Source organism: Corynebacterium intestinale, assembly GCF_023574125.1.
Taxonomy (GTDB): domain Bacteria; phylum Actinomycetota; class Actinomycetes; order Mycobacteriales; family Mycobacteriaceae; genus Corynebacterium; species Corynebacterium hesseae.
This window is the reverse complement of record NZ_JAMKFF010000001.1, coordinates 201,247-226,970: the sequence shown is the minus strand read 5'-3', so window position 1 is coordinate 226,970 and position 25,724 is coordinate 201,247. Positions and strand designations below refer to the sequence as shown.

At 62.1% G+C, this 25,724-nt stretch carries 24 protein-coding genes and 1 tRNA gene; 10 read left to right on the top strand and 15 right to left on the bottom strand.

Annotated elements, in window-relative coordinates; all coding sequences use genetic code 11:
- Positions 1-16 precede the first annotated feature (16 nt).
- Positions 17-787, bottom strand: coding sequence for an LOG family protein (locus M5J06_RS01075; RefSeq protein ID WP_250223750.1), 771 nt, complete (start codon positions 785-787; stop codon positions 17-19).
- Between the two features lie 7 nt (positions 788-794).
- On the bottom strand, positions 795-1,883 hold the full coding sequence (gene dapE, locus M5J06_RS01070; RefSeq protein ID WP_143335617.1) for a succinyl-diaminopimelate desuccinylase: 1,089 nt from the start codon (positions 1,881-1,883) through the stop codon (positions 795-797).
- Positions 1,884-1,974: 91 nt separating this feature from the next.
- Between dapE and M5J06_RS01065 the strand changes: the two genes are divergently transcribed.
- The 6 genes from M5J06_RS01065 (at position 1,975) to M5J06_RS01040 (ending at position 8,042) form a co-directional block, all read left to right on the top strand.
- Positions 1,975-3,333 (top strand): amino acid permease, encoded by a 1,359-nt coding sequence (locus M5J06_RS01065; RefSeq protein ID WP_070530389.1) that lies wholly within the window; start codon positions 1,975-1,977, stop codon positions 3,331-3,333.
- Positions 3,334-3,351: 18 nt separating this feature from the next.
- Positions 3,352-4,323: a 2,3,4,5-tetrahydropyridine-2,6-dicarboxylate N-succinyltransferase gene (gene dapD / locus M5J06_RS01060; RefSeq protein WP_070524922.1), complete on the top strand. Its 972-nt coding sequence runs from the start codon at positions 3,352-3,354 to the stop codon at positions 4,321-4,323.
- A 126-nt stretch (positions 4,324-4,449) separates the two neighbouring features.
- Positions 4,450-5,880, top strand: a complete 1,431-nt coding sequence (locus tag M5J06_RS01055) for an amino acid permease (protein WP_250223749.1) — start codon at positions 4,450-4,452, stop codon at positions 5,878-5,880.
- A 562-nt stretch (positions 5,881-6,442) separates the two neighbouring features.
- Positions 6,443-7,288: a type IV toxin-antitoxin system AbiEi family antitoxin domain-containing protein gene (locus M5J06_RS01050; RefSeq protein WP_250223748.1), complete on the top strand. Its 846-nt coding sequence runs from the start codon at positions 6,443-6,445 to the stop codon at positions 7,286-7,288.
- 69 nt (positions 7,289-7,357) lie between these two features.
- The gene (locus tag M5J06_RS01045; RefSeq protein ID WP_070524916.1) at positions 7,358-7,567 is read left to right on the top strand and encodes a helix-turn-helix transcriptional regulator; all 210 of its coding nucleotides are present in this window, start codon (positions 7,358-7,360) and stop codon (positions 7,565-7,567) included.
- Positions 7,551-8,042, top strand: a complete 492-nt coding sequence (locus tag M5J06_RS01040; RefSeq protein WP_250223747.1) for a transcriptional regulator — start codon at positions 7,551-7,553, stop codon at positions 8,040-8,042. Before M5J06_RS01045 ends, M5J06_RS01040 begins: the two co-directional genes overlap by 17 nt.
- A 417-nt stretch (positions 8,043-8,459) precedes the next feature.
- On the opposite strand, the gene M5J06_RS01035 is transcribed toward M5J06_RS01040, so the two are convergent.
- From M5J06_RS01035 to typA, 8 genes are all read right to left on the bottom strand, one after another.
- Positions 8,460-9,023 carry a GtrA family protein gene (locus M5J06_RS01035; protein ID WP_250223746.1) on the bottom strand — a complete coding sequence of 188 codons (564 nt, stop codon included), beginning with the start codon at positions 9,021-9,023 and terminating at the stop codon, positions 8,460-8,462.
- A 107-nt stretch (positions 9,024-9,130) separates the two neighbouring features.
- A complete protein-coding gene (locus M5J06_RS01030; protein WP_250223745.1) occupies positions 9,131-9,937 on the bottom strand; it encodes a pseudouridine synthase in 807 nt (268 codons plus the stop codon).
- Positions 9,938-11,023, bottom strand: a complete 1,086-nt coding sequence (dapC, locus tag M5J06_RS01025; protein ID WP_250223744.1) for a succinyldiaminopimelate transaminase — start codon at positions 11,021-11,023, stop codon at positions 9,938-9,940.
- Positions 11,024-11,026: 3 nt separating this feature from the next.
- Positions 11,027-11,350: a ferredoxin gene (gene fdxA, locus M5J06_RS01020; protein ID WP_070524905.1), complete on the bottom strand. Its 324-nt coding sequence runs from the start codon at positions 11,348-11,350 to the stop codon at positions 11,027-11,029.
- 50 nt (positions 11,351-11,400) lie between these two features.
- A complete protein-coding gene (locus M5J06_RS01015) occupies positions 11,401-11,793 on the bottom strand; it encodes a hypothetical protein (RefSeq protein ID WP_070530376.1) in 393 nt (130 codons plus the stop codon).
- Positions 11,790-12,656 carry a PIG-L family deacetylase gene (locus tag M5J06_RS01010; RefSeq protein WP_250223743.1) on the bottom strand — a complete coding sequence of 289 codons (867 nt, stop codon included), beginning with the start codon at positions 12,654-12,656 and terminating at the stop codon, positions 11,790-11,792. The genes M5J06_RS01015 and M5J06_RS01010 overlap by 4 nt, the downstream gene beginning before the upstream one ends.
- Positions 12,649-14,250: an ABC transporter family substrate-binding protein gene (locus tag M5J06_RS01005; protein WP_250223742.1), complete on the bottom strand. Its 1,602-nt coding sequence runs from the start codon at positions 14,248-14,250 to the stop codon at positions 12,649-12,651. Before M5J06_RS01005 ends, M5J06_RS01010 begins: the two co-directional genes overlap by 8 nt.
- Positions 14,251-14,352: 102 nt before the next feature.
- On the bottom strand, positions 14,353-16,263 hold the full coding sequence (typA, locus tag M5J06_RS01000; protein WP_250223741.1) for a translational GTPase TypA: 1,911 nt from the start codon (positions 16,261-16,263) through the stop codon (positions 14,353-14,355).
- A gap of 263 nt (positions 16,264-16,526) precedes the next feature.
- On the opposite strand from typA, the gene M5J06_RS00995 reads away from it, so the two are divergent.
- The 3 genes from M5J06_RS00995 to M5J06_RS00985 are packed head-to-tail and all read left to right on the top strand — an operon-like array spanning position 16,527 to position 18,742.
- Positions 16,527-17,246: an Rv1157c family protein gene (locus M5J06_RS00995; RefSeq protein WP_250223740.1), complete on the top strand. Its 720-nt coding sequence runs from the start codon at positions 16,527-16,529 to the stop codon at positions 17,244-17,246.
- Positions 17,246-17,782 carry a ribonuclease FAU-1 family protein gene (locus M5J06_RS00990; protein ID WP_070530369.1) on the top strand — a complete coding sequence of 179 codons (537 nt, stop codon included), beginning with the start codon at positions 17,246-17,248 and terminating at the stop codon, positions 17,780-17,782. The genes M5J06_RS00995 and M5J06_RS00990 overlap by 1 nt, the downstream gene beginning before the upstream one ends.
- Before the next feature lie 42 nt (positions 17,783-17,824).
- Positions 17,825-18,742, top strand: a complete 918-nt coding sequence (locus M5J06_RS00985) for a DUF808 domain-containing protein (protein WP_250223739.1) — start codon at positions 17,825-17,827, stop codon at positions 18,740-18,742.
- On the opposite strand, the gene zupT is transcribed toward M5J06_RS00985, so the two are convergent.
- On the bottom strand, positions 18,735-19,532 hold the full coding sequence (gene zupT, locus M5J06_RS00980) for a zinc transporter ZupT (RefSeq protein WP_250223738.1): 798 nt from the start codon (positions 19,530-19,532) through the stop codon (positions 18,735-18,737). The genes M5J06_RS00985 and zupT overlap by 8 nt on opposite strands.
- 9 nt (positions 19,533-19,541) lie before the next feature.
- Positions 19,542-21,479 carry a BCCT family transporter gene (locus tag M5J06_RS00975; protein WP_250223737.1) on the bottom strand — a complete coding sequence of 646 codons (1,938 nt, stop codon included), beginning with the start codon at positions 21,477-21,479 and terminating at the stop codon, positions 19,542-19,544.
- A 154-nt stretch (positions 21,480-21,633) separates the two neighbouring features.
- On the opposite strand from M5J06_RS00975, the gene M5J06_RS00970 reads away from it, so the two are divergent.
- Complete coding sequence (locus tag M5J06_RS00970; protein WP_070530361.1) at positions 21,634-22,458, top strand: hypothetical protein; 825 nt, start codon at positions 21,634-21,636, stop codon at positions 22,456-22,458.
- 71 nt (positions 22,459-22,529) lie between these two features.
- Here M5J06_RS00970 and selB read toward each other — a convergent pair whose 3' ends face one another.
- The 3 genes from selB to M5J06_RS00955 all read right to left on the bottom strand — a co-directional run bounded on the left by selB (position 22,530) and on the right by M5J06_RS00955 (position 25,723).
- Positions 22,530-24,320, bottom strand: coding sequence for a selenocysteine-specific translation elongation factor (selB, locus tag M5J06_RS00965; RefSeq protein WP_250223736.1), 1,791 nt, complete (start codon positions 24,318-24,320; stop codon positions 22,530-22,532).
- On the bottom strand, positions 24,321-25,604 hold the full coding sequence (gene selA, locus M5J06_RS00960) for an L-seryl-tRNA(Sec) selenium transferase (protein WP_250223735.1): 1,284 nt from the start codon (positions 25,602-25,604) through the stop codon (positions 24,321-24,323).
- 24 nt (positions 25,605-25,628) lie between these two features.
- Positions 25,629-25,723, bottom strand: a tRNA-Sec gene (locus tag M5J06_RS00955).
- Position 25,724: the final 1 nt, after the last annotated feature.

Below are 25,724 nucleotides of genomic sequence, written 5' to 3'. Positions count from 1 at the left end.
AGGTTGTGCGCTTGGGTCACTTGCTCTCCTGCTCCCGCAGGCGCTTGTCCGACATGATCTTGTGCGCGGCCAGGATGTGGGCGACGGCTTCATCGATATCGTCGGTAACCAGGAAAAGATCGAGGTCCTCGGGGTTGATGAACCCGCCCTCGGCCAGGGTCTTCTTCATCCACTCCACCAGACCGGACCAGTATTCAGTACCCATGAGCACGATGGGATAGTTGGTCACCTTGCCGGTTTGGACCATGCACATGACCTCGAAGAATTCATCCATGGTGCCCATGCCGCCGGGAAGACAGATGAAGGCCTGGGAGTACTTGAGGAACATGGTCTTGCGGGCGAAGAAATAGCGGAAGTTAAGCCCCAGATCCACGTAGGGGTTCAGGCCCTGCTCGTGCGGAAGCTCGATGCCCAAGCCCACAGACAACCCTCCGGCCTCGTGCGCGCCGCGGTTGGCCGCCTCCATGATGCCGGGGCCACCGCCGGTGATGACGGCATACTTGGCTTCTACCAGGCGGCGACCCAAGGCCACACCTAGCTGGTAGTTCGGATCCTCCTCCGGGGTGCGAGCGGAACCAAAGACGGTCACCGCCTTGGGCAGCTTGGCCAGGGCATCGAAACCATCCACGAACTCGCCTTGGATGCGCAGGACGCGCCAGGGATCGGCGTGCTGCCATTCGTGATCCGCGCCGGACTGCAGCAGGCGCTGGTCAAAGGTGGAGGACTGCTCTCCAGCAGTACGCACGAGAAGTGGTCCGCGCAGAGTGCGCAGTTGCTCAGGCGTCATGGTGGTCTTATCCCTTCAGGTAGTTCAAGAGTGCGGTCGAGACTTCGGTGATCTGGGTGACGGGCACTTGCTCGTCCTTCTTGTGGGCAAAGCCCGGGTCACCAGCGCCGAAGTTGACGGCTGGGGTCCCCATCTCGGAGAAGCGGGCCACGTCGGTCCAACCATACTTGGCGCGGACGTTGCCGCCGACGGCGTCGACAAGCGCGCGTGCCGCCGGCTGGCCCAGACCGGGCAGGGCGGCGCCGGCGATGTCATCGACCTCCACGGTGATGTTCTCGTGTTCGCCGATGACCTCCATCAGGTGCGCCAGCGCCTCCTCGGAGCTGCGGTCCGGGGCGAAGCGGAAGTTGACGAACATCCAGGCCTCGTCCGGGATGGTGTTGGTGGCCACGCCGGATTCGAGGTGGACGATGTTGAGGCCCTCCTTGTAGGTGCAGCCGTCAATCTCCACGTCGCGTGGCTGGTAGTTGGCCACGTTGAGCATCACCGGTGCCAAGGTGTGGGCGGCGTTGGAGCCGAGCCAAGCACGTGCCGAGTGCGCGCGGGTGCCGTGGGCGGTGACGCGCACGCGGATGGTGCCCTGGCAGCCGGCCTCGATCATGGCGCCGGAAGGCTCGCCCAGCAGCGCGAGGTCCCCCTGCAGCCACTCGGGGTGATCCTTCTGCAGGTGGCCCAAACCGTTGAATTCGGTGGCGACCTCCTCGCCCTCATAGGCGATGACCGTGAGATCGTGCTTGAGCTCATCGGTGTTGTACAGCTGCGCGAAGGCGTTGAGGTAGACCGCCATGCCCGACTTCATGTCCACGGTGCCGCAGCCATACATGATGCTGCCGTCCTCCGACATGGTGTGGGGCACGTTATCGGCCAGGGGCACGGTATCGATGTGGCCGGCGAGGACCACGCGGCTTTCGAAGCCCCGATTCGTCCGGGCGCAGACGGTGTTGCCGTAGCGTTCCACCTCTACTTTGCTCTGGTCCAGACCACGTAGGGCCTCTTCGACCGCATCGGCGATCGCTTGCTCGTGGTGCGAAGGGCTAGGGATATCCACCAAGGCCTTGGTCAGCTCGATGGGATCGGAGAAGAGATTTAAAGTCACAACCCGCCATGCTAGCGCCCCCGGATGCTCAGCGCATTGCGTAAAGTACTTCCCATTACAAACAATCAATAGCGTTGAAGGTGATCACCCTATGGCAGCGGCCACACAACTCAAAACCCGCCACCTCACCATGATGGGGCTCGGATCCGCAGTGGGTGCGGGACTCTTCCTGGGCGTGGGCCTAGGCATTCAGGTGTCCGGCACCTCCGTTCTCATCTCCTATGCGGTAGCTGGCGCGCTCATCGCCTTGGTGATGTGGATGCTCGGAGAGATGGCCGCCGCACGCCCTTCGCTGGGCGCTTTCTCCACTTATGCAGGACAGGCTTTTGGGCCGTGGGCCAGGTTTACGTTGGGCTGGATTTACTGGTTCATGCTGGTCATGGTGATGGGCGCGGAGATTACCGGTGCTGCGGCCATCATCTCGAATTGGTTCGGGGTCGATCCGTGGATACCGGCTTTGGTGGCTGTGGTGTTCTTCGCCGTGGTCAACTTTGCCGCCGTGGGTGGTTTCGGCGAATTCGAGTTCTGGTTCGCCATCATCAAGGTGGCCACCATCGTGGCTTTCCTGGGCGTCGGCGTGCTCATGGCTTTGGGCATCCTGCCGGGCATGGACCTCTCACTGGCGGGCCACAACTTTACGGAGAATTTCCTCCCCAACGGCGGCCCCGGTTTTGCTGCCGGCCTGCTCGCCGTGGCTTTCGCCTTCGGTGGCATCGAGCTGGTCACCATTGCCGCAGCCGAGTCCGAGGATCCAGCGCACAACGTCGCCACTGCGGTGCGCGCCATTATCGTGCGCATCATGGTCTTCTACATCGGTTCCATCCTGGTTATCACGCTGGCATTGCCTTTCAGCTCCATCCAGGACGCCGACGTCGCCGCGGACTCGCCCTTCACGCTGGTCCTCGCCGCCGCGAAAATCCCCTTCGCTGCGGGATTCATGGAAGCCATCATCGCCCTAGCGCTGCTCTCTGCCTTCAACGCACAGATCTACGCCACCTCCCGTCTGGTCTATGACATGGCGAAGGACCATAGCGCGCACCACATCTTCCTTCGGACGAACGCCTCCGGTTCCCCCATTTTTGCGGTGGTGCTCTCCATCATCTTCGCCTTTGCATCGGTGGTGCTGCAGTACTGGAACCCGCCGGGATTGTTGGCCTTCCTCTTCAACGCGGTTGGCGGCTGCCTGCTGGTCATCTGGTGTTTCATCGTGGCCTCCTATATCAAGCTGCACCCACAGATGCAGGCCAACGGCGAGCTCACCACGCTGCGCGTCCCAGGCTTCCCGTGGCTGCCATGGCTCACCGCCCTAGCGCTGGTGGGTCTTACGATTCTCATGCTTTTCGACGCCTCCGCCCGCAACCAAGTCCTCGCCGTCCTCATCCTGACCGTGGCCCTGGTTGTGATCTTCCACCTACTACCGGGTAACTCACGGCGCACGACAGAGGCGTAGCTGCTAGGGTGTGAGCCTATGACTTCAGCATCCGCACGCGGCCTGGCAACCATTACCCACGACGGCACCGTCCTGGACGTTTGGTTCCCGGCAGTTCACACCGATATTTCTGTAGACGCCAGCGGCACCGAGCGCTTGGAGGAGGTTCCGCAGCAATTCGCTGACCTGGTTGGCCCTGATGAGGAGCGCGGCGTCGCCCGCATCGCAGTGGAGACTAAGATTGCGGACCTTGACGAGGCGCCCGCCGATACCTACGACGCTTACCTGCGCCTGCACCTGCTCTCTCACCGCGCAGTCAAGCCTCACGGCCTGAACGTGGACGGGATCTTCGGCAAGCTGGCCAACGTGGTGTGGACCAACTACGGCCCCTGCGCGGTTGCCGATTTCCAGATGGTCCGCGGCCGCCTCGCTTCCCGCGGCCCGGTCGTGGTCTACTCCGTCGATAAGTTCCCGCGCATGGTGGACTACGTCGTCCCGTCCGGCGTTCGCATTGGTGACGCCGACCGCGTTCGCCTGGGCGCCCACCTCGCCGAGGGCACGACCGTGATGCACGAGGGCTTCGTCAACTTCAACGCCGGCACCCTGGGCGCCTCCATGGTCGAGGGCCGCATCTCCGCAGGTGTTGTCGTGGGCGATGGCTCCGATATCGGCGGCGGCGCCTCCATCATGGGCACCCTCTCCGGCGGCGGCAAGGAGGTCATCTCCATCGGTGAGCGCTGCCTTTTGGGCGCGAACTCGGGTGTAGGCATTTCGCTTGGCGACGACTCCGTCGTCGAAGCCGGCCTCTACGTCACCGCCGGCACCAAGATTGCGGTCTTTGGCAAGATTGCTCAGGCCCTGGGTCTGTCCGAGGGCGAGACTGTCAAGGGCTCTAAGCTCTCCGGCGTCTCCGGCGTTCTGCTGCGCCGCAACTCCGTCACCGGCGCCGTCGAGGCCGTGGACTGGAAGTCTGAGGCTGTGGCCCTCAACGAGGATCTGCACAAGAACTAAGCGCTGTTGCTTGAGGCCCCCGTTTCTGCGGGGGCCTTTCGCGATCGTGGACTTAAGCCCTCCGCTTTGTGCACAAGCGCTATAAAATGGCCCCTTTATGCCCAAACGCCTTGGCAGCTGCCTACAATGCTAAAGGTGACTGCTCAAAACGATTCCTCTCCTAGCTCACTCGGCAGCGGCTTGAAAGTCCGCCACCTGACCATGATGGGGCTGGGCTCCACTATCGGTGCCGGTCTTTTCCTAGGCACCGGCGTAGGTATTTCCGCCGCCGGTCCCGCGGTTCTCTTGGCCTACCTCATCGCTGGCTTCCTTGCCATCTTGGTCATGCAAATGCTCGGTGAGATGGGCACGGTCATCCCCGCTTCCGGTTCCTTCTCCGAATACGCCGAGCACGGTATCGGACGCTGGGCAGGCTTCACGCAAGGCTGGATTTATTGGCTTGCCACCGTCGCCGTCCTCGGCGCGGAAATTACGGGCGCTGCTGGTTTCATCGGCGCATGGTTCGACTGCCCGCCGTGGATCCCCGCGGCCATCTGCGTGGCGCTCTTTGGCACCATCAACCTCTTGCGTGTGCGCTTGTTCGGCGAGTTCGAGTACTGGTTCGCCTTCATTAAGGTCGCTGTCATCATTGCCTTCCTTGTCATCGGTGCGCTGCTGATCTTCGGGCTGCTTCCTGGCCACACCTTCATCGGGACGTCCGTCTTCCTTGCCGACGGCTTCATGCCCAACGGCCTTGGCGGCGTGGCCGCCGGCCTGCTCGCCGTGGCCTTTGCTTTCGGCGGCATCGAGGTCGTCGCCATTGCCGCGGCGGAATCCGAGGACCCCGAGAAGTCCCTTGTCAACGCGGTGCGCACCACCATTACTCGCATTTCGGTCTTCTACTTGGGCTCCGTCCTCGTCATCACCTTCCTCCTGCCCTACTCTTCGCTCGGCTCCGCGCAGTCTGCCGCCGAGTCTCCGTTCACGATGGTCTTGGACCGGGCTGGAATCCCTGGTGCTGCGGCCATCATGGAAGTGGTCATCGTGCTCGCGCTACTCTCCGCGTTCAACGCGCAGATCTACGCCTCCTCCCGCATGATGCACTCGCTGGCCTCCCGAGGTGAGGCGCCCAAGCTCTTCGCTGCAACAGATCGCCGCGGCGTGCCAACCGCCGCCATTGCGCTGTCCGTGGTGCTCTCCGCGGTCATGGTTGTTCTCAACTATGCGGATACCGGATGGCTGCTGTCCTTCATGCTGAACGCCGCTGGTGCTTCGCTGCTCATCGTGTGGGTCTTCATTGCAGTGAGCCAGTTGCGCCTGCGCCCGCAGCTCGAGGCCATCCACCCGCTGCCGGTCCGCATGTGGGCCTACCCCTACCTCACGTGGTTCGCGCTGGCATTGTTTGCAGCTATTGCTGTGCTCATGCTTAGCGACGCCTCCGCCCGCATCCAGCTCTACTCCGCCGCCACGATGTTCGCTGTGCTCGCTGTCGCGGGCGTGATCAACGCTAAGGCCCGCGGAATCTCCCCGACCGCGCGCCTGCCGCTACCGACAGCCGAGGCGCTGAAGGCCCGCTAGCCGCCCCTCCCGCTGCCGCTCCACTCCCTTCGCGTCCCTTCCTCACTCCTCCTCGCAGCCACCCCACCCCCTTCGCGCTCACCGGCGCACTGCGTAGCACCGTTTCTTCGATCCCTGTGGCCGCCAAGGGCATGCCGCATGAGCTGTCACCCCAGCAAGCGCCCTTCGCGCTCACCAACGAAGGGCGGACTATGACAGGCGCCTGCCCCGTGAGCGCAAAAGGTAGGTGGACCCGAACGGCGCTCGATGCAATTCCCAACCTCACCGATGCAATTCCCGACCAAGCCTATGCCCTTCGCGGTCACCGCCGAAAGCTCTAGCAGCTAATCAGCGAGCTCGGTGAGCGCCAAGGGCGCGGAGGGATTTAAGGGGCTGTGTTGGTCGACAACGCCGAATCGATGCGGCGATCCGAACACTGCAAAGCCCAAACGATAGGGAATGCGCTAGACAGGAAGACGACGCGTCAACATAAACCCTCAAAGTCTGGCTTTTGAGGCAGGGTTATCCACAGGCGGAGAATTGACTATCGACTCGTCGCCAAGCACTGCATACCTTGAGTTTCATGAAGGCATGGACTACCGCAGAGCTGCGCGAGATGGGGTTGAGCAAGGAGGCAATCCGGCGGAAGCTTCGCGCGGGAAAGCTGTTTCGCGTGCATCGGGGGATTTATAGCGATGAGTGGTCGCCGTTAGCTGTGGCACAAGCTCTGGCTCACGGGCTGAGTCGAATACATTTCACGGGTAAGACCGCGCAGGAGATTCACTTGGGGCGGAATTTGACGTTTCCGCTGGAGGCCGAGGGGCCACGAACGCTCAAGGGGAAGAACTTTCGGGTGACGCATTCGCGGCTTTCGGCCACAACCCTGGTCAACGGACTTCCGGTCATTCAGGTTCTCTGGGCGGCGCGGCGAATAGCCGCAGCGTGTGGTCAATTGCTGGAAGAGCATTATCGCGGCAAGACAGGCCCTGCTCGCCTCGAAGATGACCGGCGGAGAATGCGGCGAGTCCCACAACGCTTGAAAGAAACTATCCGTCGCACGCCCATCGGCACAGACAGCGTGCCGGAGCGCCAGCTCAGTCGAAGACTGCGCACGGACGGAATCTTCCCTGAGCACAATGCGCTCATCGCGGGCTACCGCTTTGACTTGAAGATTGGCAAGCTCATAGTCGAGGTCGACGGCTGGGAGCACCACAAACATAGTCGCGCTTTTCAAGCAGACCGCTCGAAGCAGAACGCCGCAGTGGCACATGGCTATACGGTTTTGCGCTTTACTGCCGACGATATCCGCTACCACCTCGACGATGCAGTTCTACTCATCAAAACCACACTTGAACAGCTCAAAGGGCGTAAACCGAAGCTGCCGGCTGTGGTGATGCACCCCTACTGGACATGGCATGTTTGCATGTGACCCTTGCTTATATGACAAGTTTGCTTTACACTAAGGAATGTAAGCGTTACACACCGTAAAGGAGACCAGATGGCCGAGCACCAGAACATGGTTCGCAAATGGCGGCGCTGGCTCGAGATGTCTCAAGCTGACCTTGCTGAAAGAGCCGGAGTTTCTCGCCAAACTATCGCCAATATCGAACGCGGCAACTACTCCCCCTCCGTCTACCTAGCGCTAGACATCTGCCGCGAACTAGGAAAAACCGTCGAAGAAGTCTTTGGAGATGAACAACATGATTAACGCCCTGGCCAACTACACCCTCAACGAGATCGAACGCGCCTCTCGCGACGAGTTCGAGCGCGAGACTTTCTACAAGGCGTATGCCATCAGCGCTACCCCGAAACTCTTCCTCGAGTTTGTCGCCGCAGCCATCCTCGCCTGGGTCCTCCCTGGTCAGATGAGCATGCTGTGCTTCCTCGCCATCGCGCCGTCTATCATCGGCAATCTCTTCGGCACGGCGTGGCTGCGCAAACGAGTCGCTACCCCGCTTGTGGGTCGTAATTGGTCCGCCATGGCCGTTTACTTAATACCGGCAATCGCGATGTTCGCGGGAATCGCCTATAACGCCTATGCGCCTGCCGACGGCCACAATCCCACCGCTTATCTAGCCGGCACCGCAGTTGGCGCTATCGCCGTCCTCATCCTCGCCCCATTCATCCGCCGCCATCAGCACCGCCGCGACCAGGCACGCCTCGACGCCAAGCTCGACGACTAGGCAGCTCTTCCCCGCCCACCTTCTCCATCCCGCCCTTCGCGCTCACCGCGGACGGCGGGTTCCTCTACTTTGCAGGCGCCGGTGAGCGCCAAGGGAGAATAGGGCCACGTCGAACCAAGCGCCGAAGTGCATCTCACCCCGCCATCTCACCGGTCAAACCGCTAACACGCCCTTTCACGCTCACCGGCAGCAGTAGCTACCGAATCTATTGGGCGGCTGTGAGCGCGAAGGAGGCATTTCCGCCATTTACCCCTAAGCGCTCACCAGGGCGATGGAGCGCTGCCTCGTCGTGTTTCCGGTGAGCGCGAAGGGAGCATGTGCTTGCCGACGCCCCCCTTCCCGCTCACCGCAGCATCGAAAAGACCCCACCGGCCGTCGCTGGTGAGCGCGAAGGGCAGGCGGGGCGAAGGGTCGATATTAAGCCGGTTCGGTCTCGTGGACCACGACCGGCGCCTTGGGCTTCGAGCGGAAGGTCCACAGCTTGTTGAAGATGAAGTTAATCGGCATGGCTACCACGATGGAGATGGCATTGGCCCAGTAGTACATCGTGCGGAAGCCCGTGGAGTCATTGAAAATATCGGGCGGCAGCTGCAACGGCGAGGTCGGATTCATCAGCAAGTACTGCACAGCAAGAGTCACCAAATACGCGCCAATGCCCGTAATGAGGAACGGGAAGAAACCCCGCAACCACGAGACTTTGCTAACGGATTTAAAAGTCCACATGCGGTTGAGCTGGTAATTCCACGTATTCGCAACGAGGAAGGCGATGGTGGAAAAGAGCATGAACCAGCGCACGTGAAACTGGGTGCCGAAGAGGTTGAACATCGCGTCATGCGGCGTAGCGCCGAACCAGGACAATCCACACTTTGCGGCCAGGATTGAAACTGCAATATTGACCAACGCGCCCGAACCGCCAACCAGACCGAACTTAATAAACTGGCCAAAATTCGAGGCAAAGCGAGCAAAGCTCAGATCCGCCATGGACACGCCCTTCGTACAAAATGCTCAAATATGATGAATAAAACTTCGTTTGAGTTTAGTCCCTCATTCAGCACAAACTAAAACGCACGCCGCATTAGCGCCCAATCTCACAGCTGGAACTCCCGTTTGCGGCCGGTAACTGGATCGCTAAAACTCAAAGCGACATGGGAAAGCAGCAGCGGCGTGGAGAAATCATAAAGGTCCAAGCCTCGATCCACGGGATAAGTATCATCCCCCACAATCGGATGTCCCAGGTGGTTAAGTACCACGCGAATCTGGTGGGTATGGCCGGTGAGCGGCCATACATCGGCAGTCGTTCCACTAGCGCGCACGCGGGTCACCGTAGGCGTACCGGCGGAATCCACGCGGACCTGGCGTTCACCACGCACGCGCCGCATCCCCAGCCGTACAGTGCCGTCGAAGGAGAAGGGCGCGGCCACCTGAGCCCGGTAGTGCTTCACCACCGCACGCTCCTGAAAGAGTTGCTGATACGCAGCGCGCGTGCGGGGATTGCGCGAGCACAGCACCAACCCCGAAGTCAACCGGTCCAGCCTGTGCAGCGGCACGATGGAGTCCTCATTAAAGTCCACGCGCAAGCGTGTCTGGAGCGTCTCGCGGACGATGCGCCCATTCGACGTCGTGGGTAAGAAGTGCGGCTTGTCCGCGACTATCAGGTCCCCGTCCTCATATACCACCCGGTAGTCAAAGGGAATGGGCTCTTCGGAAGGTACCGAGGGGTGATACCACGCCAGCGTAGGGCCAGGCAACACCGTGCCAGGCTCCAAGTGAGTACCAGGAGAAAACGCGGAATCGCCCGCCTCACCTGCCCAATAGGTAGGTGAGGCGGGCACGATGCCGGTGAGCATCACCTTGCGCGGGCTAATTCCCTCCCGCGCCGGCGGGCGAAAGGCCACTTACTCAGCCAAGCGCGCGACGGCCGCCGCGATGCGCTCGTCCGTACCGTTGAGGCCAATGCGCACGAACTGCTCGCCTGCTGGGCCATAGAAGTCACCCGGTGCAACGAGGATGCCGCGCTCGGCCAGCCAGTCGACGGTCTCGCGGCAGTTCTCACCGCGCGTTGCCCACAGGTAGAGCCCAGCCTCGGAGTGCTCGATCCTAAAACCAGCTCCAGTCAGCGCCCGCATGAGATCCACACGGCGCGCGGCGTAGCGTTGGCGCTGGAGGGCTTCGGAGGGGTCGTCGTCAAGCGCGGCAACCATCGCCGCCTGGATGGGGCCTGGCACAATGAGCCCCGCGTGCTTACGCAGCTCCAGCAGCTCCGCGATGAGCTTGGCATCGCCCGCAAAGAATCCGGCGCGATAGGAGGCCATGTTCGCGCTCTTGGACAGCGAATGCATGGCGATAAGCCCGGTATTGTCGCCATCGGTCACGCGCGGGTCCAAGATGGACACCGGCGGGTTCTCATCATCCCAACCCAAGCCCATGTAGCACTCGTCCGAGGCCACGATGGCATTGTTCGCGCGCGCCCAAGCGACGATCTCGCGCAGCTTCTCGACGCCCAGCACCCTGCCCGTCGGATTCGACGGCGAATTGATGAACACGAGCGACGCATCCTGGAAATCCTCGTCAGCACGCAACGGCTTAGCACCGGCCAAGAGCGCACCGACTTCATAGGTGGGATAAGCCACCGCCGGGAAAGCCACGGTCTCACCGCGCATGCCCAGCAAAGTGGGCAGCCAGGCGATAGCCTCCTTGGTGCCGATGACCGGTAGCACCGCGTCCACGTTCATGGTGTAGCGGCGCTCAAGTGCCTTCGCGATGGCCTCGCGCAGCTCCGGAGTGCCCTGAGTCTGCGGATAGCCGGGAGCCTCGGCCGCTGCGGACAGCGCTAACTGCACGCCAGGGGCAACTGGATCAACGGGATTACCCACCGATAGGTCAACGATCCCGTCCGGATGCGCCTGGGCTTTCTTCTTGGCACCGGCGAGCGAGTTCCACGGAAAATCCGGAAGCGTGCGTCCAAGCGGCGTGCGGCTCATGCTCTACTCCTGGTTCTGGGGTGGGAGCTTAGCGATCATCGGGACGTCAAAGTCCTGCGGTCCAAGTGCTGCCGCGCCACCCGGGGAGCCGAGATCATCAAAGAAGGCGGCGTTGGCGTCGTTGTAGTCCAACCACTCATCCGGGACGTCATCCTCGTAGAAGATGGCCTCCACCGGGCAAGCCGGCTCGCAGGCGCCGCAGTCCACGCACTCGTCTGGGTGGATGTAGAGCATGCGCTTACCCTCGTAGATGCAGTCGACCGGGCACTCTTCAACGCAGCCGCGGTCCATCACGTCGACGCAGGGCTGCGCGATGGTGTAAGTCATAAGGTGTTTAAACTCCTGTGTGTCACGGGTTTTCTACGAATAACAGTATGCTACTCCGAGGCGAAAAATGGCCAAACGCTGCCCGCGATTCCCGCGGCGAACAGCAGCAGGCTGAGAATATTATTGGCCAGCAGGCTGCCATCCCCGATGGCGGCTCCCAGCATGAATGCGAGAAAACCGCCCACCCAGGCCAGTCCTGGCACGCCTGCGATGTAGGGATTCTCACTCCACAGACGCGCTGTGCGGGTCAACACCCCGTTGAACCAGAAGGCGATGAGGATGGTGATGGGAAAGGCCATCCCGGACTCGCCGGGCCACGGCAGACGCGCGGTGAGATAAACCACCTCGAGGGTCAGCGAGCAGAGCGCTCCCAAGACCAGCCACACCAAGCCACCTATCTGTTCGCCCCGGGAGAAATCAGTGCGAATGGCGCGCTCGCTCACTTCTCCCCCAGCAATGAATCCTGTGGCTCTCCCTGACCAAGCTGGTAGAACTCTTGGCGCAGCAGCGGCATCGTGAGCAGGTTGGACAAGGCATAGGCGGCGGGGACTTGGGCGGGGTCCTTAAGACCCGCCTGGGCGGCGTGGGGGTTGACGGTGGTGAGAGAGCCGTCGGCAAGCCAGATTTGCGTGGCGTGGGCCAGCATCGCGGCGCACTTGGAAGCAAGTGCCGCGTCGCTGATCTCGTAGGTCACATCGCAACCGGCGTTGGTGAAGTTGTCCAGGTACGCCTTGTCCGGCAGGCTCCAGCCATCCGGAGGAGTAATAGCGTCGAGGCCCCGATAGTGCGCGGCACGCTCAAAGACGGCCCACCAAATGCGCTGTTCTGGTACTGCGGCCGCGTGCACGGCCTTGTGCACGGCGATGTGGTCTGGGTGACCGTAGCCGCCGTCCGGACCATAGGTCAGCACCGCGTGCGGTCGCAGCTGTTTAAGGTGGCCGCGCAACAGGTCTGCGGCTTCCTCCACACGGTTGACCAGGGCCCGCGGGTGATCATGGGCGGGGGAACCTTCCATCCCGGAATCGCGAAAGTGCCCGAAGCCGCCCAGCTGGATTCCTTCAACACCCAAGGCATCGAGCGCGTGCTTGAGCTCCCAAGCGCGGAACCCGCCCAGCTGATCTGTTTCCGCGAGGCCTTGGTAGGGCTCACCGATGATTTCGCCCTCCTCCCCCAGCGTCGCGGTAATCACGGTGACCTCCGCACCGCGCGCGGACAAGTCCGCCAACGTGCCGCCTGTAAAGAGCACCTCATCATCCGGGTGCGCGTGAACGGCCACGACACGGTAGCCGGTGAGATCCTTATTCATCGTCTTTCCTCCACTGCGGTGCACTAATCAGACCGGAGTCCCAGTCCTTGATGCTCTGTCCTGGGCCAACAATACCCTTGCCCAAAGCGTGGATTCGCACCTCATTAAGCAACGGGACGAAGAGAACTTCTTCTTTGTTGAGGTGCTCCACCTGCTCTTGAGCCACTGCGGAATCGAGCTTTCCCGACAAAATATCGGTAGCAGTCTTCGCGGACTCTTCAGGGCAGAACCCCGACTGCGTTGCCGCAGGCCGCGTGGGCGTTGCGCACACGAAGTAGTTAGCCAGACTCAGGGCATCGCTGCCGTTTTCGTCCCACGCCACCACGGCGTCAACCTTGCCAGCCGGGAGCAAGTCAGATGTAATGGTGGTCGGGCGTTCGGTGACGAGCTCCGCGTCGATGGCCTTGGCTTGCAACACGTCCACGATGGTGGTGGCCGCAGCCAGGGCAGTTGGATTGAGGGGATCCGCGGCGATGCGCACGGGTTTGCGGCCCGCACGCTCACGCAGCGGGGCAAGTTCTGCGTTGCTATCGAAGGGATTCTCCCCCGGTTCGAGCTCCGAAGCGCGGCCGGTGGCAAGCCGGGCCAGCTGGTCGGTGTTGAGCAGCGAAGCCAAGGCGCGGCGTTGCGGCTGTTCCTCGAGTGCGCCCTCGGCGGCCGACATCTCCAGGCGGAGCTGACGCTGCCGGGTCACCACACCGGTATTGACGTTGCTGAGCAGGCTCAAATTCTCCAGGGTGGTCTGCTGCGGGGTGAAGTCAGCAAACCCAATCTGGTGCGAGCGCAGCATGTTCACCGCCTGTGCGGTATCGCGCACAGCGCGCAATTGGATCACGTCGATATGTGCGGGATCCTCTCCCCAGAACCGGTCATTGCGGTTAAGCGTGATAATCCCTCGCCCGCGGTCCATCCCCTCGACGAGGTAGCGTCCAGCAGAGGCTGGGATACCCTCAGCTAAGGCCGAGGTGAAGTCCTTGTCCTCCAGCACATGGGAGGGCAATAGATGGGCAAAGAGCTTGTGCCAGTCCTCCACGCGGTGGTCGAAGTCCACGGTGACCACTCGCCCATTACCGGAAGTCCGCACGGCCGAAATTGCCCGGTAACCGGACACGTTTTTAGCACCCGGAGTGCGCGTGATCTGGGACCACAAATAATTGAAGTCAGAGCCACTGATCGGCGTCCCATCGGACCATTGCGCTGGCGCGGCGATGGTGTAGCGAACCCGCATCGCAATGCTGCCCGGAGCGTCGATTTCCTCGGCGGATTCGAGGACATCCGTGTCCATCTGGTCCCCATGGAAGGCCGAGGGCAGCACTAGCTCAGCGATTTGGTTGACCAGCTCCGAATTATTCGCCACGAGGTGCGGGTTGAGCCCGCCGCGCAGCGGGTCCACCCCAATGGCCACGGTGCTGCGCTTCGGCAGTGCGTCTTCCTTGGGTGCTGCCTCCGGCGGCGGAGTGGTGATGCTTGAGTTCGTGGGCGTGGCGCTGCGATCGTCCTCGTCCACCACCGGCGGCGGGCCGGGATTGGCTTGGCATGAAGTCAGCACGGCGGCTGCGAGAATGACTCCGAGCCGGGGCAGGAAACGGTCCACTCCACACAACCTTTACGTCCGGAAAACTCTTCCGCGCTAGTTTAATACCCCGGGGCAGGTGGTCCTAGCGGTGGGGCGCCGCTTGGCGACGCCCACAGCGGCCTATTTGTTGAGCTGCTTAGCGCGTGCGGCCGCGCGCTTGCGGTCGGTGGCAGACAGTTCAACCTTGCGCACGCGCAGGACCTTCGGGCCCACCTCGACGCACTCATCGGTGCCACAGAACTCCAGTGCCTCATCGAGAGACAGGGTCTTGGCCTTAGCCAGCGTGACGGTGGCGTCGGCGGTGGCGGAGCGCATGTTGGTCAGCTTCTTTTCCTTGGTGATGTTGATGTCCATATCCTCATCACGGTTGTTGGCACCGACGACCATGCCCTCATAGGCCTCCATGCCCGGCTCCACGAAGAAGTCACCGCGGTCTGCCAGCTGCTGCAGAGCATAAGCGGTGATCTGGCCGGAACGGTCGGCCACGAGCGAGCCGGTCGGGCGAGCCTTGATGTCTCCGGCCCACACGTCGAGACCATCGGAGATGGAGTTGGCGATACCGGAACCGCGGGTCTCCGTCAGGAACTGGGTACGGAAGCCGATCAGGCCGCGCGCTGGGACGCGGAAGACCATGCGGACCCAGTCGCCCTCGCGGACGTCCATGGACTGCATCTGGCCCTTGCGGGAGGCCAGCAGCTGGGTGATGGCACCCTGGAATTCCGATGGGGAGTCGATGGTGAGCATCTCGTAGGGCTCCATGGTCTTGCCATCGATGACCTGGGTGACCACCTGCGGCTTGCCGACGGTCAGCTCGAAGCCCTCGCGGCGCATGTTCTCAATGAGCACGGATAGTGCCATCTCGCCGCGGCCCTGAACCTCCCAAGCATCGGGACGCTCGGTCGGCAGCACCTTGATGGAGACGTTACCGATGAGCTCCTGGTCCAAGCGGGCCTTGACCATACGGGCGGTGAGCTTGTCGCCGCCGCCCTGGCCTGCCATCGGGGAGGTGTTCACGCCGATGGTCATGGAGATAGCCGGCTCGTCGACCTTAATGCGCGGCAGCGGCTTCGGGTCCTCGACGTCGGCGATGGTGTCACCGATCATGATGTCGGAGATACCGGAGATAGCCACGATGTCGCCGGCGATGGCCTCGGTGTCCGGCTGGCGCTCGAAGCCGACGGTGCGCAGCAGCTCGGCCACCTTGACCTGCTTGACGTGCATCTCGCCCTCGTCGTCGTAGTGCATCCAGGCCACCTGCTGGCCCTTCTTGATGGTGCCGGAGTAGATGCGCAGCAGTGCGATACGACCCAGGAAGTCGTCGGAGTCCAGGTTGGTCACGTGGGCCTGCAGCGGGGCGTCGACCTTGGCGGAGGGCTCAGGGAGGACCTCGTAGATAACGTCGAAAAGCGCCTGCAGGTCGTCGGCGTTAGGAACGTTGCCGTCACCCGGGTTTTCGGTCGAGGCCTTGCCCTCGCGGCCGGAAGCGTAGAGAACCGGCAGGTCCAAGAGTTTCTCGGCGGCAGCGGCTGCTTCCTCATCTTCGAGGCCGGCAGCGATTTCCAGCAGAAGATCCTGCGCTTCGGTGACGACCTCGTCGATACGGGCGTCGGGGCGGTCGGTCTTATTCACGCAGATAATGACCGGCAGCTTCGCTTCCAGCGCCTTGGTGAGCACGAAGCGGGTCTGCGGGAGGGGGCCTTCGGAGGCGTCGACAAGCAGCACGACGCCGTCCACCATGGAGATACCGCGCTCGACCTCGCCGCCGAAGTCGGCGTGGCCCGGGGTGTCGATGACGTTGATGATGAGGTCCCCGCCGTCCTTGCCCAGGCCCTTGCGGTGAATGGCGGTGTTCTTCGCCAGAATGGTGATGCCGCGCTCGCGCTCCTGATCATTGGAGTCCATGACGCGGTCCGAGTGTTCGCCATGGTCGCCGAAAGCGCCGGACTGCTCCAGCATTCCGTTGACGAGGGTGGTTTTACCGTGGTCAACGTGTGCGACGATGGCTACGTTACGGAACTCAGTATTACTCACGTGTGGGGTGCTCCTTTAAAGCATGATGCGTTAGCGGTATGAACGGCCCTTAAATATACTCTCTAGCTCTTTCATGTGCAGCATCCCGCGCATCAGCGCGGGATGTAACAGATTGGTATCAAGCGCCGACATACCGCACAGTAGGTCTCTATTTAGAGTTGACTACGCCAAAAAAGTGAATATTGTGGCAGCAGATACTATTGTGACGCATGTGATTTAGTTTCCTGCCGCCACGTTCCCCTACCCAAACACAAGGATTTTCCATGGCCCTTTCCGAACAGCGCTCTTCCCGCTCCGCCCGCCGCGGCGTCGCTGGACTAACTGCTGCCGTGATGATGGGCTTCCTCAGCATCACGCCAGCACATGCCGGCGCCCCCGATCTCTCCTCGCTGGTGAACATTCCACAGAGCAGTAGCCCGCTGGACAGCCTCGGCCGCCCCACCCCGGAGACACAAGAGCGTGTTCGCGCTTTCGCGGCACAGCCATGGATTCCACAGGAGGCCCGCAGCGCCATCCTCACCGCCCTTAACTTCTCCGCCGGTGACGGCGGCGAAGGCGGTGTGGCCATGCCGGAGGGAAACAACCCCGGCTTCCGCCAGTTCTACTGGCCTACGGTCTCCGCGCAGTGCATCGGCGGGCAGGGCGATTCGGTGGGTTCCGCCATCGCCGTGCCTGGCCCGACCGATATGCCGGCCCCAGGCGCAGGCGAAGGAGAAACCGTCTTCCTCTTCACCGCGCTGGGCACCCCCACCGCCGCCGAGCAGCAGGGCGCCATGAGCGTCCAGTGGTTCAACCTGGACACCTTCCAGTTCGGCACCACTCCCCTGTTCAACAACGGCATCAACACCGATGGGCCAACCACGGTCTCGGGCCGTGCCACGACTGGCAAGGGAACCGTCGTGGCGGTCCTCTCCGGTGCGGTCAACACTGCTGAATCCTCGTGTTCTTTCCCACCTACCGCGGCTTACCTCGAGGTGAACTAATGAGCACTGACCTGCACCCAGTCAAGCAAGAAACCTTTAACACCACCGACAACATCAACGTCGACCCGAAAGGTTTTCAGCGGGAGGTAGACACCTACCGGGTCACCGACTTTGGCCTTTACATGGCCCGCGGCGCCAACCACCCGCGCTTCGGCTACCTTGAATCCTGGTTGCTGCCGGAGCTGGGCCTGCGCGCCAATATCTTCCACTTCCGCGAGGGCGTGGATGTCCACCAAGATTTCTACATTGACGTCGCTGATATCGACGTCGACGGTGATGTGTGGACTACCCGCGATCTTTATGTCGACTTGGTCTCCACCTCCGGCGAGCCGGTCGATGTACTCGATATCGACGAGCTAGCCGCCGCCACCTCCAACGGCCTCATCAGCGCCGAGGAGGCCGAGCGCGCCATGGAGCGCACGCTTACCGCCGTCGAGGGCATCACGCGCTACGGCGATGACGCCATGAGCTGGCTGCGCACGCTGGGCATGGAACTTACCTGGGCAGAAAATGTGGAGCTCGTTCCTGCCGAGTAACCTAGGGTAAACACTTACCCCTACACCACAAGGAAGTGAGCCATGGCCGGTGGCCTTTTTGCCCTGCTTGATGACGTCGCCCTGATCGCCCGCTCCGCTGCCTCCAGCGTCGACGACGTAGCAGCATTGGCCGGAAAGACCTCGGTGAAAGCAGCGGGAGTCGTCGTCGATGACGCCGCTGTCACGCCCCAATACGTCCAAGGCGTCAAACCGCAGCGTGAGCTGCCGATGATTTGGCGGATTACCAAGGGCTCGCTCATCAACAAGCTCGTCATCATCCTGCCTATTGCCCTGATCCTGTCCTGGATCGCTCCTTGGGCGCTCACCCCTATCCTCATGTGCGGCGGCACATACCTATGCTTCGAAGGCGCGGAAAAGATTTTCCATGCTATCCTCCACCGCGGCGAGGAGGAGCAAACCGTAGAAGAAAAGGGCGCCGACGCCGAAGATTCCCTGGTCAAATCCGCGATCACCACGGACCTCATCCTCTCCGCCGAAATCATGGTGATCTCCCTCAACGAGGTCATCGACCAGCCCTTCTGGCTGCGCCTCGGCGCCTTGGTTGCCGTCGGCATTCTCTTGACCTTAGGTGTTTATGGCGCCGTCGGGCTCTTGGTCAAAATGGACGATATCGGCCTTGCCCTACTCAAGCGCCACGATGGCGATTCGGCCGTGGGTACCGCCCTGGTCAAGGGCATGCCCATCGTGCTCAACATCATCGGCATCATTGGCACCGCCGCCATGTTGTGGGTCGGCGGCCACATCGTGGTCAAGGGCTTGAGCGAATTCGGCGCTGAGCAGCCCTATGGCTTCATCCACCACGTGACCGAGAGCATCAGCAACGGCGCGCTCGCCTGGTTGGCGGACACCGGCTTGTCCATGTTGTGCGGCTTTGTTCTCGGCTCCGTCATCGTCACCATCATCATGGCGGTCAAGGCCACCGCGGAGCGCGTTAAATAAACATCGCGAGCGAGACCGCCATGACCGCCATACCGGCGATGAGGCCGTAGATGGCGCAGTGGTGTTCGCCGGTCTCCTCCGCCGTGGGCAAAAGCTCATCCAGGGAGATGAACACCATGATTCCTGCGATGACGGCAAAGCTTATGCCAAACGTCATCGGGCCAATGAACGGCATGAGCAGAGCGAATCCGATAATGGCGCCGACAGGCTCAGCGAGCCCAGAAATCGTGGCCCACCAAAATGCCTTCGTGCGCGATCCCATGGCGCTGCGCAAGGGAACCGCAACCGCAATACCCTCAGGAATGTTGTGGATGGCGATGGCCACCGCAACGGGGATCGCAATCTCGGGGGCTTCGAGGCCCGAGAGAAATGTGGCGAAGCCCTCGGGGAAGTTGTGGATGGCCAGCGCGAAGGCGGTGAACATGCCGGTCTTCATCAGCCTCTTGCGCCGCGCCTCCTCCTCGGTGGTGGCCGGCTCGTGCGGGTTAATCTCCTCGGGAACGAGGCGGTCGATAATGGCAATGATCGCAATGCCGGCGAAGAACGCCGCCATCATCGTCCACGTGGCAGTGGCCTCTCCCCCAAGGGTGCTTTCCAGCTTCTCTAGGGCCTGCGGCAGGATCTCCATAAAGGAGACGTAGAGCATCACGCCCGCAGACAACCCCAGGGCGGCGGCCATAAACTTCGGCCCGGGCTCGCGCTTGCCGACGGCCAGGGCGGCACCGATGGACGTCGACAAGCCAGACAACAGCACGAGGCTGAAAGCAAAGGCGATGGTGGCTAGATCCATAGTGGGAAACTATAGCTTGTCTGTGCTGTCCTCTGGCGGTAGCGCAAGCGACTCGCCGTCCTTGACTGTCGGGTCGTCGTCGGTGTACTCGCCGGTCTCGTAGTCATAGCCCACGGCGTGTCCATCTTCATCCGTGCGCGCGTACCATTCGGTGACTTCCGCCGCGGTGGAATCAAAGTCTGCACCAGTGGCGTAGGCGGAATCATCCGTTGTGGGCTCAATGGCCAACGCAAAGTTGTCGCCGTGGTCCCGCACGCCGTGGATGATGGCATTGGACACTGCTTGTTCTTCATAGAACGTACGGATCGCGGCGGGGTCGTGACGCAACTCCCGAATCAACGCGATGCACATGAGCACAATGATGACCGCGAAAGGCAATGCAGTCACGGTGATGAGGTTCTGGAGACCCTGGAGCGCATTGCGGCCGCCCGCCAGGAGAATCACTACGGCGATTCCCGCCATGCACATGACCCAGAAGATGGTGACCCCGGGCTTCGGCTTCGGGTTGCCGCGTTGCGTGAGCTGTGAGTTCACGATCGACGCGGAATCCGCCGTGGTGATGAAGAAGACGATGAGCATGACGAGCACGAGCGGCGCCATGATCTGCGACCCCGGTAGGTGATCCAGAACGGTGAAGAAGATATCTTCTGCAGGCGGCATGGAATCAATCGTTCCATCGGGAGCAATATCTCCGTCGCGACGCTGCAGCCAGATTGTCGTGCCGCCCAGAATGGTGAAAGCGCACACGATGATGGCGGAAGGAATGAGCAAGACGCCCAAGATGTACTGGCGGATGGTACGTCCGCGCGAGATCTTGGCCACGAACACACCAACGAAGGGCGCCCAGGACACCCACCAGGCCCAGTAGAACGTGGTCCACGAGGACAAGAATGACACCATCTCCTCGCCTTGTCCCATGTTGGCGGAGAGCATGCTCGGCATCTCATCGAGGTACTCAATGATAACGGCGGGCAGCATGTTGGCCAGGAAGGCGGTGGGCCCCACGACAAAGAAGAAGACCGCGAGCCCCAGCGCTAGAACAAGGTTGATGTTGGATAGCCAGCGGATTCCTTTCGATACACCCGAGACCGCGGAGAAGATCGTGCCGATGGACAGCACTATGATGATGACCAGCGCCGCCGTGTTGCCCGTGGTTGACCAGCCGCTGACGATTTCCACGCCGCGACCGATCTGCAAAGCTCCAATACCGAGCGTTGCCGCGGTGCCAAAAAGTGTGGCGATGATTGCTAGCCCGTCGATGATGCGCGCGGGCATGGAGTCCGTCTCGCGGTTGCCAAAAAGCGGCATGAGGATAGAGCTCATCAACGGCACTCGCCCGCGGCGGTAGGACACGTAGGCCACGCACAGCCCGACGATGGCATAGATTGCCCACGCATTGATTCCCCAGTGCATCGCTGCTTGAGCCATCGCACCCATGACGGCTTCATCGCTGGCGGCCTCATAAGCGCCGGGCCGGGGTGACAGGTAGTAGCTCAGCGGCTCAAAGGGGCCGAAGAAGATAATTCCGATGCCGATGCCGGCTCCAAAGAGCATCGCTGCCCAGCTCACAGTAGAGAACTCCGGCTTCTCTCCATCCACGCCCAAGGGAATTTTTCCGTATTTGGAAAAAGCGAGGATGAGGAGCAAGAACATAAGGAATGTTGCCAGCGTGGTAAAGATCCATCCCAGGTTGCGCATGACCCAATCCAAGGCCGCGGAGGAGGCAGTGAAAACCTGCTCGGGCGCGATGACACCCCAGGCAACGAATGCCACAATGAGTCCGCCCACGACGATCAAAATGGGTTTGTCCACCCCATACTTCACCTTTTGGTCTTCGATGGACACGCCCGGAACCAAGGCCGGATGGATGTTGTGCGGATAGATAATATCTTTAAGAATCCGCTTAGCCTCGCGCGTACGCTTCTTGCTCTGATCGGTATTGTTCACCGAACTACGAGAATCAGCCGTGATGGGTCTTCACTCCTTATTCGATATGTTGTTGTTTAAGTCTTCTATCGACCGTATCGGAGATCCGGCTCCTGCGTAAGCTTGAGACAAGTCCGTCGATTCCCATCTGACCCACGAGGTGACTGCCACAACTATGGCGCTGTATCCGCTAGCTCCTTCTTATTTTGGTGTCGAGCACGTCGCGGTTCTTGAGCACGTGAACTTCTCCACCGCGTTGAGCATCCCTGGGTTGGCGCAGGAGCCTGCGCTCGTCGACGTTTCCTTGCTCCCCGACCCCACCACCGGGGGCTGGCGCGTACATTCAGATTTCGGATTCTTGGGTTCACTCGATGGTGCGGAGTCCGCAGAGTATCCCGCCCTAAATCGACTGCGCACGGCGGCGATGAACCCGGCGACGCATGCCACCGTCGACATTGTCGACGGCGAGGTGGAGATCGCCCTCGCTTTGGGGCTCGACCCGTGGATGGTTCCCGCCAACAACCAGCCTGCGGGTACCGCGCTGCTCAGTGGCGGGCAGGGCGCTCTTGTTCGCGTCGCGGAAGGCGAGCTCACCGCATATCAGCTCCGCACGATGGGTACGGAACAGTTCTTCGTGACGCTCGTGCTTCTCGACGACACCGTCCTCGCCACCCACGACAACCTCGTCCTCGGACCGTGCGCGGAGCTCTCCGATGCCCCAGCGTTGGCCGCCGCGTTCGCGGCCGCCACACAAACCAGTGCCTCCCTTGCCGCCCGTGCTTATGCTGGCGCGGGCCGCATCGCAGTGGACTTTCCAATAGACCCCGAAGCGCTCTTCGCCCCCGCAGTCCCGCCGTTGCCGATCGACCCGAACAAGCCTGCCATCCCGCCAGTGCTCAACCCCAATGCCGATTGGGAGTTCACTGCCCCGGCCGATCCCCTTACCTCACCGCTGCCGGCCGGTCCACGCGCCTTCACGTCCCCCAAAGACACCTTTTAACTGGCACCTTATGCGCTTAACCTAATACACTGAACTGGGGTTTCCCCGAAAACCGGCCCCAAATGGTGCCTTTACTTTGGTTCCTTTGCCCCTGCCGCGCGCACGAATCGCTTTCCGTCGACTAGGCGCGTCGCACCCGTAGCGTCGAGGTGCTCCAGCACCGGGATGGCAACCCGGCGCGTCGTTCCAAGTGCCTTGCGCGCCTCCGAGAGGGTGAAGGGCTGTTCCAACTGTGAGACCACGGCGAGTGCCTCGCGCGGAGCTGAAGGCAGAAGCACCACACCGTTAGCCAGCCGGAGCAGGCGCCCAGCGCGTTCGGCAGCGGCCAGCTCTTTCGGGCCCAAGCCCAGCTCTTTGAGGTCTTCCGCTTCCGGGGCAGCAAAGGGGTCCTCGCGCAGTCGCCGCTCGAGCTCCGCCACTCCCCTCTCCGCGGGGCCAAGGTCGACTGTCTGCCCGGGCATGCGCAGCACGCCATCAACTGTCTCGAGCTTGGCAGCTGCTACCGCTAGGCCTAACAAGGCCGGCTCGGTCAGTCCCAGTGCATCCATGGCCGCTGCCTTCGTCAGCCCCGGAGAGAGCGGATTCGCCTTGGCGTGGGCTTCCACAGTCTGAATCAAAGACCTTTTCCACGCAGTGACCTGGCTGGCGGCGATCCACCAGTCGCGGAACTCAATGACTCCCGCTGGCTTCTCTGTCACCGAAAAGCCATCGCGCACAAGACCATGCAGCTCCGCGTAGCCACAGCGCTTGAGCCATTGGGCCGGGTTCGTTGCTTCTAAAGTTTCTAGCTCAACAGCGCGCTTCTTGGCATCGCCGCGCCTATTCAATTCAGCTGGGTGTACATCCACCACCTCAAAACCGGCCACGACGTGCCGCCCGCCCGGACTGCGCACCACAAACCTATCGAGCAAAGTAAGCGGTAGCGGGCTTTCCAGAGTCAACCGCGCGAACTCACCTCCTAAAGGCCGCAGCCGCGCTCCCACTCCCGCGGTGCCGATGTGCACCACGAGGTTCTGTGGAAGCTCGCTCATGTTAGTACCGAACGTTCGCCGCACATCCACGGTGTCGAGCACACGCCAGCACCCAGGGCTAAGCAAAGCATCTCCGCGATGAACCTGGTCCGCGGCCACCCCGCGCAGGTTGAGCGCTACGCGCGTGACGGGTGCAGCGCTGTCCACTGCCCTGTTCTCACTGTGCACCCCACGCACCGTGGCGCGTTGCCCACTGAGCTCAAGGTCATCGCCAACCGAAACCGTCCCGGCCGCCAACGTTCCCGTCACCACGGTTCCAGCGCCCTTCACGCTGAAGGCGCGATCCACCCACAATCGCACGCGCGCCTGCGGATCCGGCGCGGGCATAGCAGCAAGCACGCTATCCAATTCGGCACGCAGCTTCTCCACGCCTTCGCCGGTCTTTGCGGAAACGTAGACAATGGGGGCGTCGGCAAGCGCTGTTCCAGCCAGTTCTGCTTTGACCTGCGCGGCTACCTCTGCCCGGCGGGCAGTATCAGCCCTATCAGCACGAGTCAGCGCCACCACGCCGTGCTCGATTCCCAGGGCACGCAACGCGTCACGATGATCGGTGGACTGCGCCTGCCAGCCTTCATCGGCCGCCACCACAAAGAGAACCACCGATGCCGGCCCCACCCCGGCCAGCATGTTGCCCAAGAACTTCTCGTGCCCCGGCACATCGACAAATGCGACGTCCGCGCCGGAGCCCAGCCTCGTCCACACAAAGCCCAAGTCAATGGTCAGGCCGCGCCGCTTTTCTTCCTCCCAGCGGTCCGGTTCCATCCCCGTCAGCGCCTTGACCAGGCTCGACTTGCCGTGATCCACGTGCCCCGCAGTGGCCACTACATACACCTAGATCACCGCCCGCAATGCCGCGATGAGCTCGGCATCCTGTGCCTCCGGCACGCAGCGCACATCCACCAGGCAGCGCCCCTGATTCACGCGCGCTACCACAGGAGGCTCACCCAACCGCAGTGGACGCACAAGCTCTTCTGGCAGCGCCACAGCCCAGCCCGGCAGCGGTACCTCTGGGGCTCCGCCACCGCCGACGCGTCCGGCGTGTTCGACGACCTCACCGCCAACTGCCGCTGCCACCTTCTCGGTGCGCTCGCGGTGGCGCTGCGGATCAATGTGGAGCGCGTCCTGCACGGCGTTGGAGGGCGTGGACAGAGAGGCCTCGAGCGCGTTGAGCCGCAGCTTATCGATGCGCACCGCCCGCGCCAACGGGTGCTTCTTGCACGCAGCAATCGCGTTCTTCGTGCCCACGAGCACCCCGGCCTGCGGGCCGCCGAGCAGCTTATCCCCTGAAAAGAGGACAACGTCGGCGCCATCGCGAAGAGCCTCGCTGGCGGAGGGTTCTGCCGGCAGCGCGTCATCTGGTCTAAGCAACCCCGAACCGATATCCACGATGAGCGGCAAGTCGGTGAGCGCACGAAGCTCAGCAACCGATACCGAAGAAGTGAACCCACTGATCAGGAAGTTGGAGGGATGCACCTTCAAGATGGCTCCCGTGTCCTCCCCCATCGCCCGCTCATAGTCCGCCAGGTGAGTGCGGTTCGTAGCGCCGACCTCGCGCAAGCGGGTGGCCGTGGACTCGATGAGCTCGGGCAAGCGGAATCCCGCGCCAATCTCGATGAGCTCACCGCGGGAGATGATGACTTCCTTGCCAGGGGCCAAGGCCGCCGTAGCCAACAGCAGCGCGGAGGCACCGTTGTTCACTATCAGCGCATCCTCCGCGTCGGGGCATGCAGCCAATACCGCATCAACGGCCGCGCGGCCCCTATCGCGTGAGCGCAGGCCGCTGTCCAGATCCATCTCAACGTCCGTATACGATGCCGCGGACACTAGCGCATCTACCGCTGCCGGCGGTAAAGGAGCCCTGCCCAAGTTCGTGTGGATGATGACGCCCGTAGCGTTGATAACGTGGCGCAAGGAATATGGCTGCACAGCATCGAGCCTGGCGGACAGCTCCTCCTCAATCTGGGAGGGGGCGAGGGAGCCGGAGCGGGCGTCGGCAAGCACGGCGTCGATGATCGCGCGCACCGAGTGCGGCGCCAGGCGGTGGTGGGCATCCTGCACCGCCGGGTACTGGAGGATCTCATCCATCTTCGGGATAAAGCGGCGGGGGTCAGTCATCAAAGTTCCTCCTAGCTGCGCACATGGCGGAGACGGACAGGAATCGAACCTGCCAGACCGAGATGCTCGGCCTCACCGGTTTTGAAGACCGGGGCGCCCACCAGGACACGTACGCCTCCG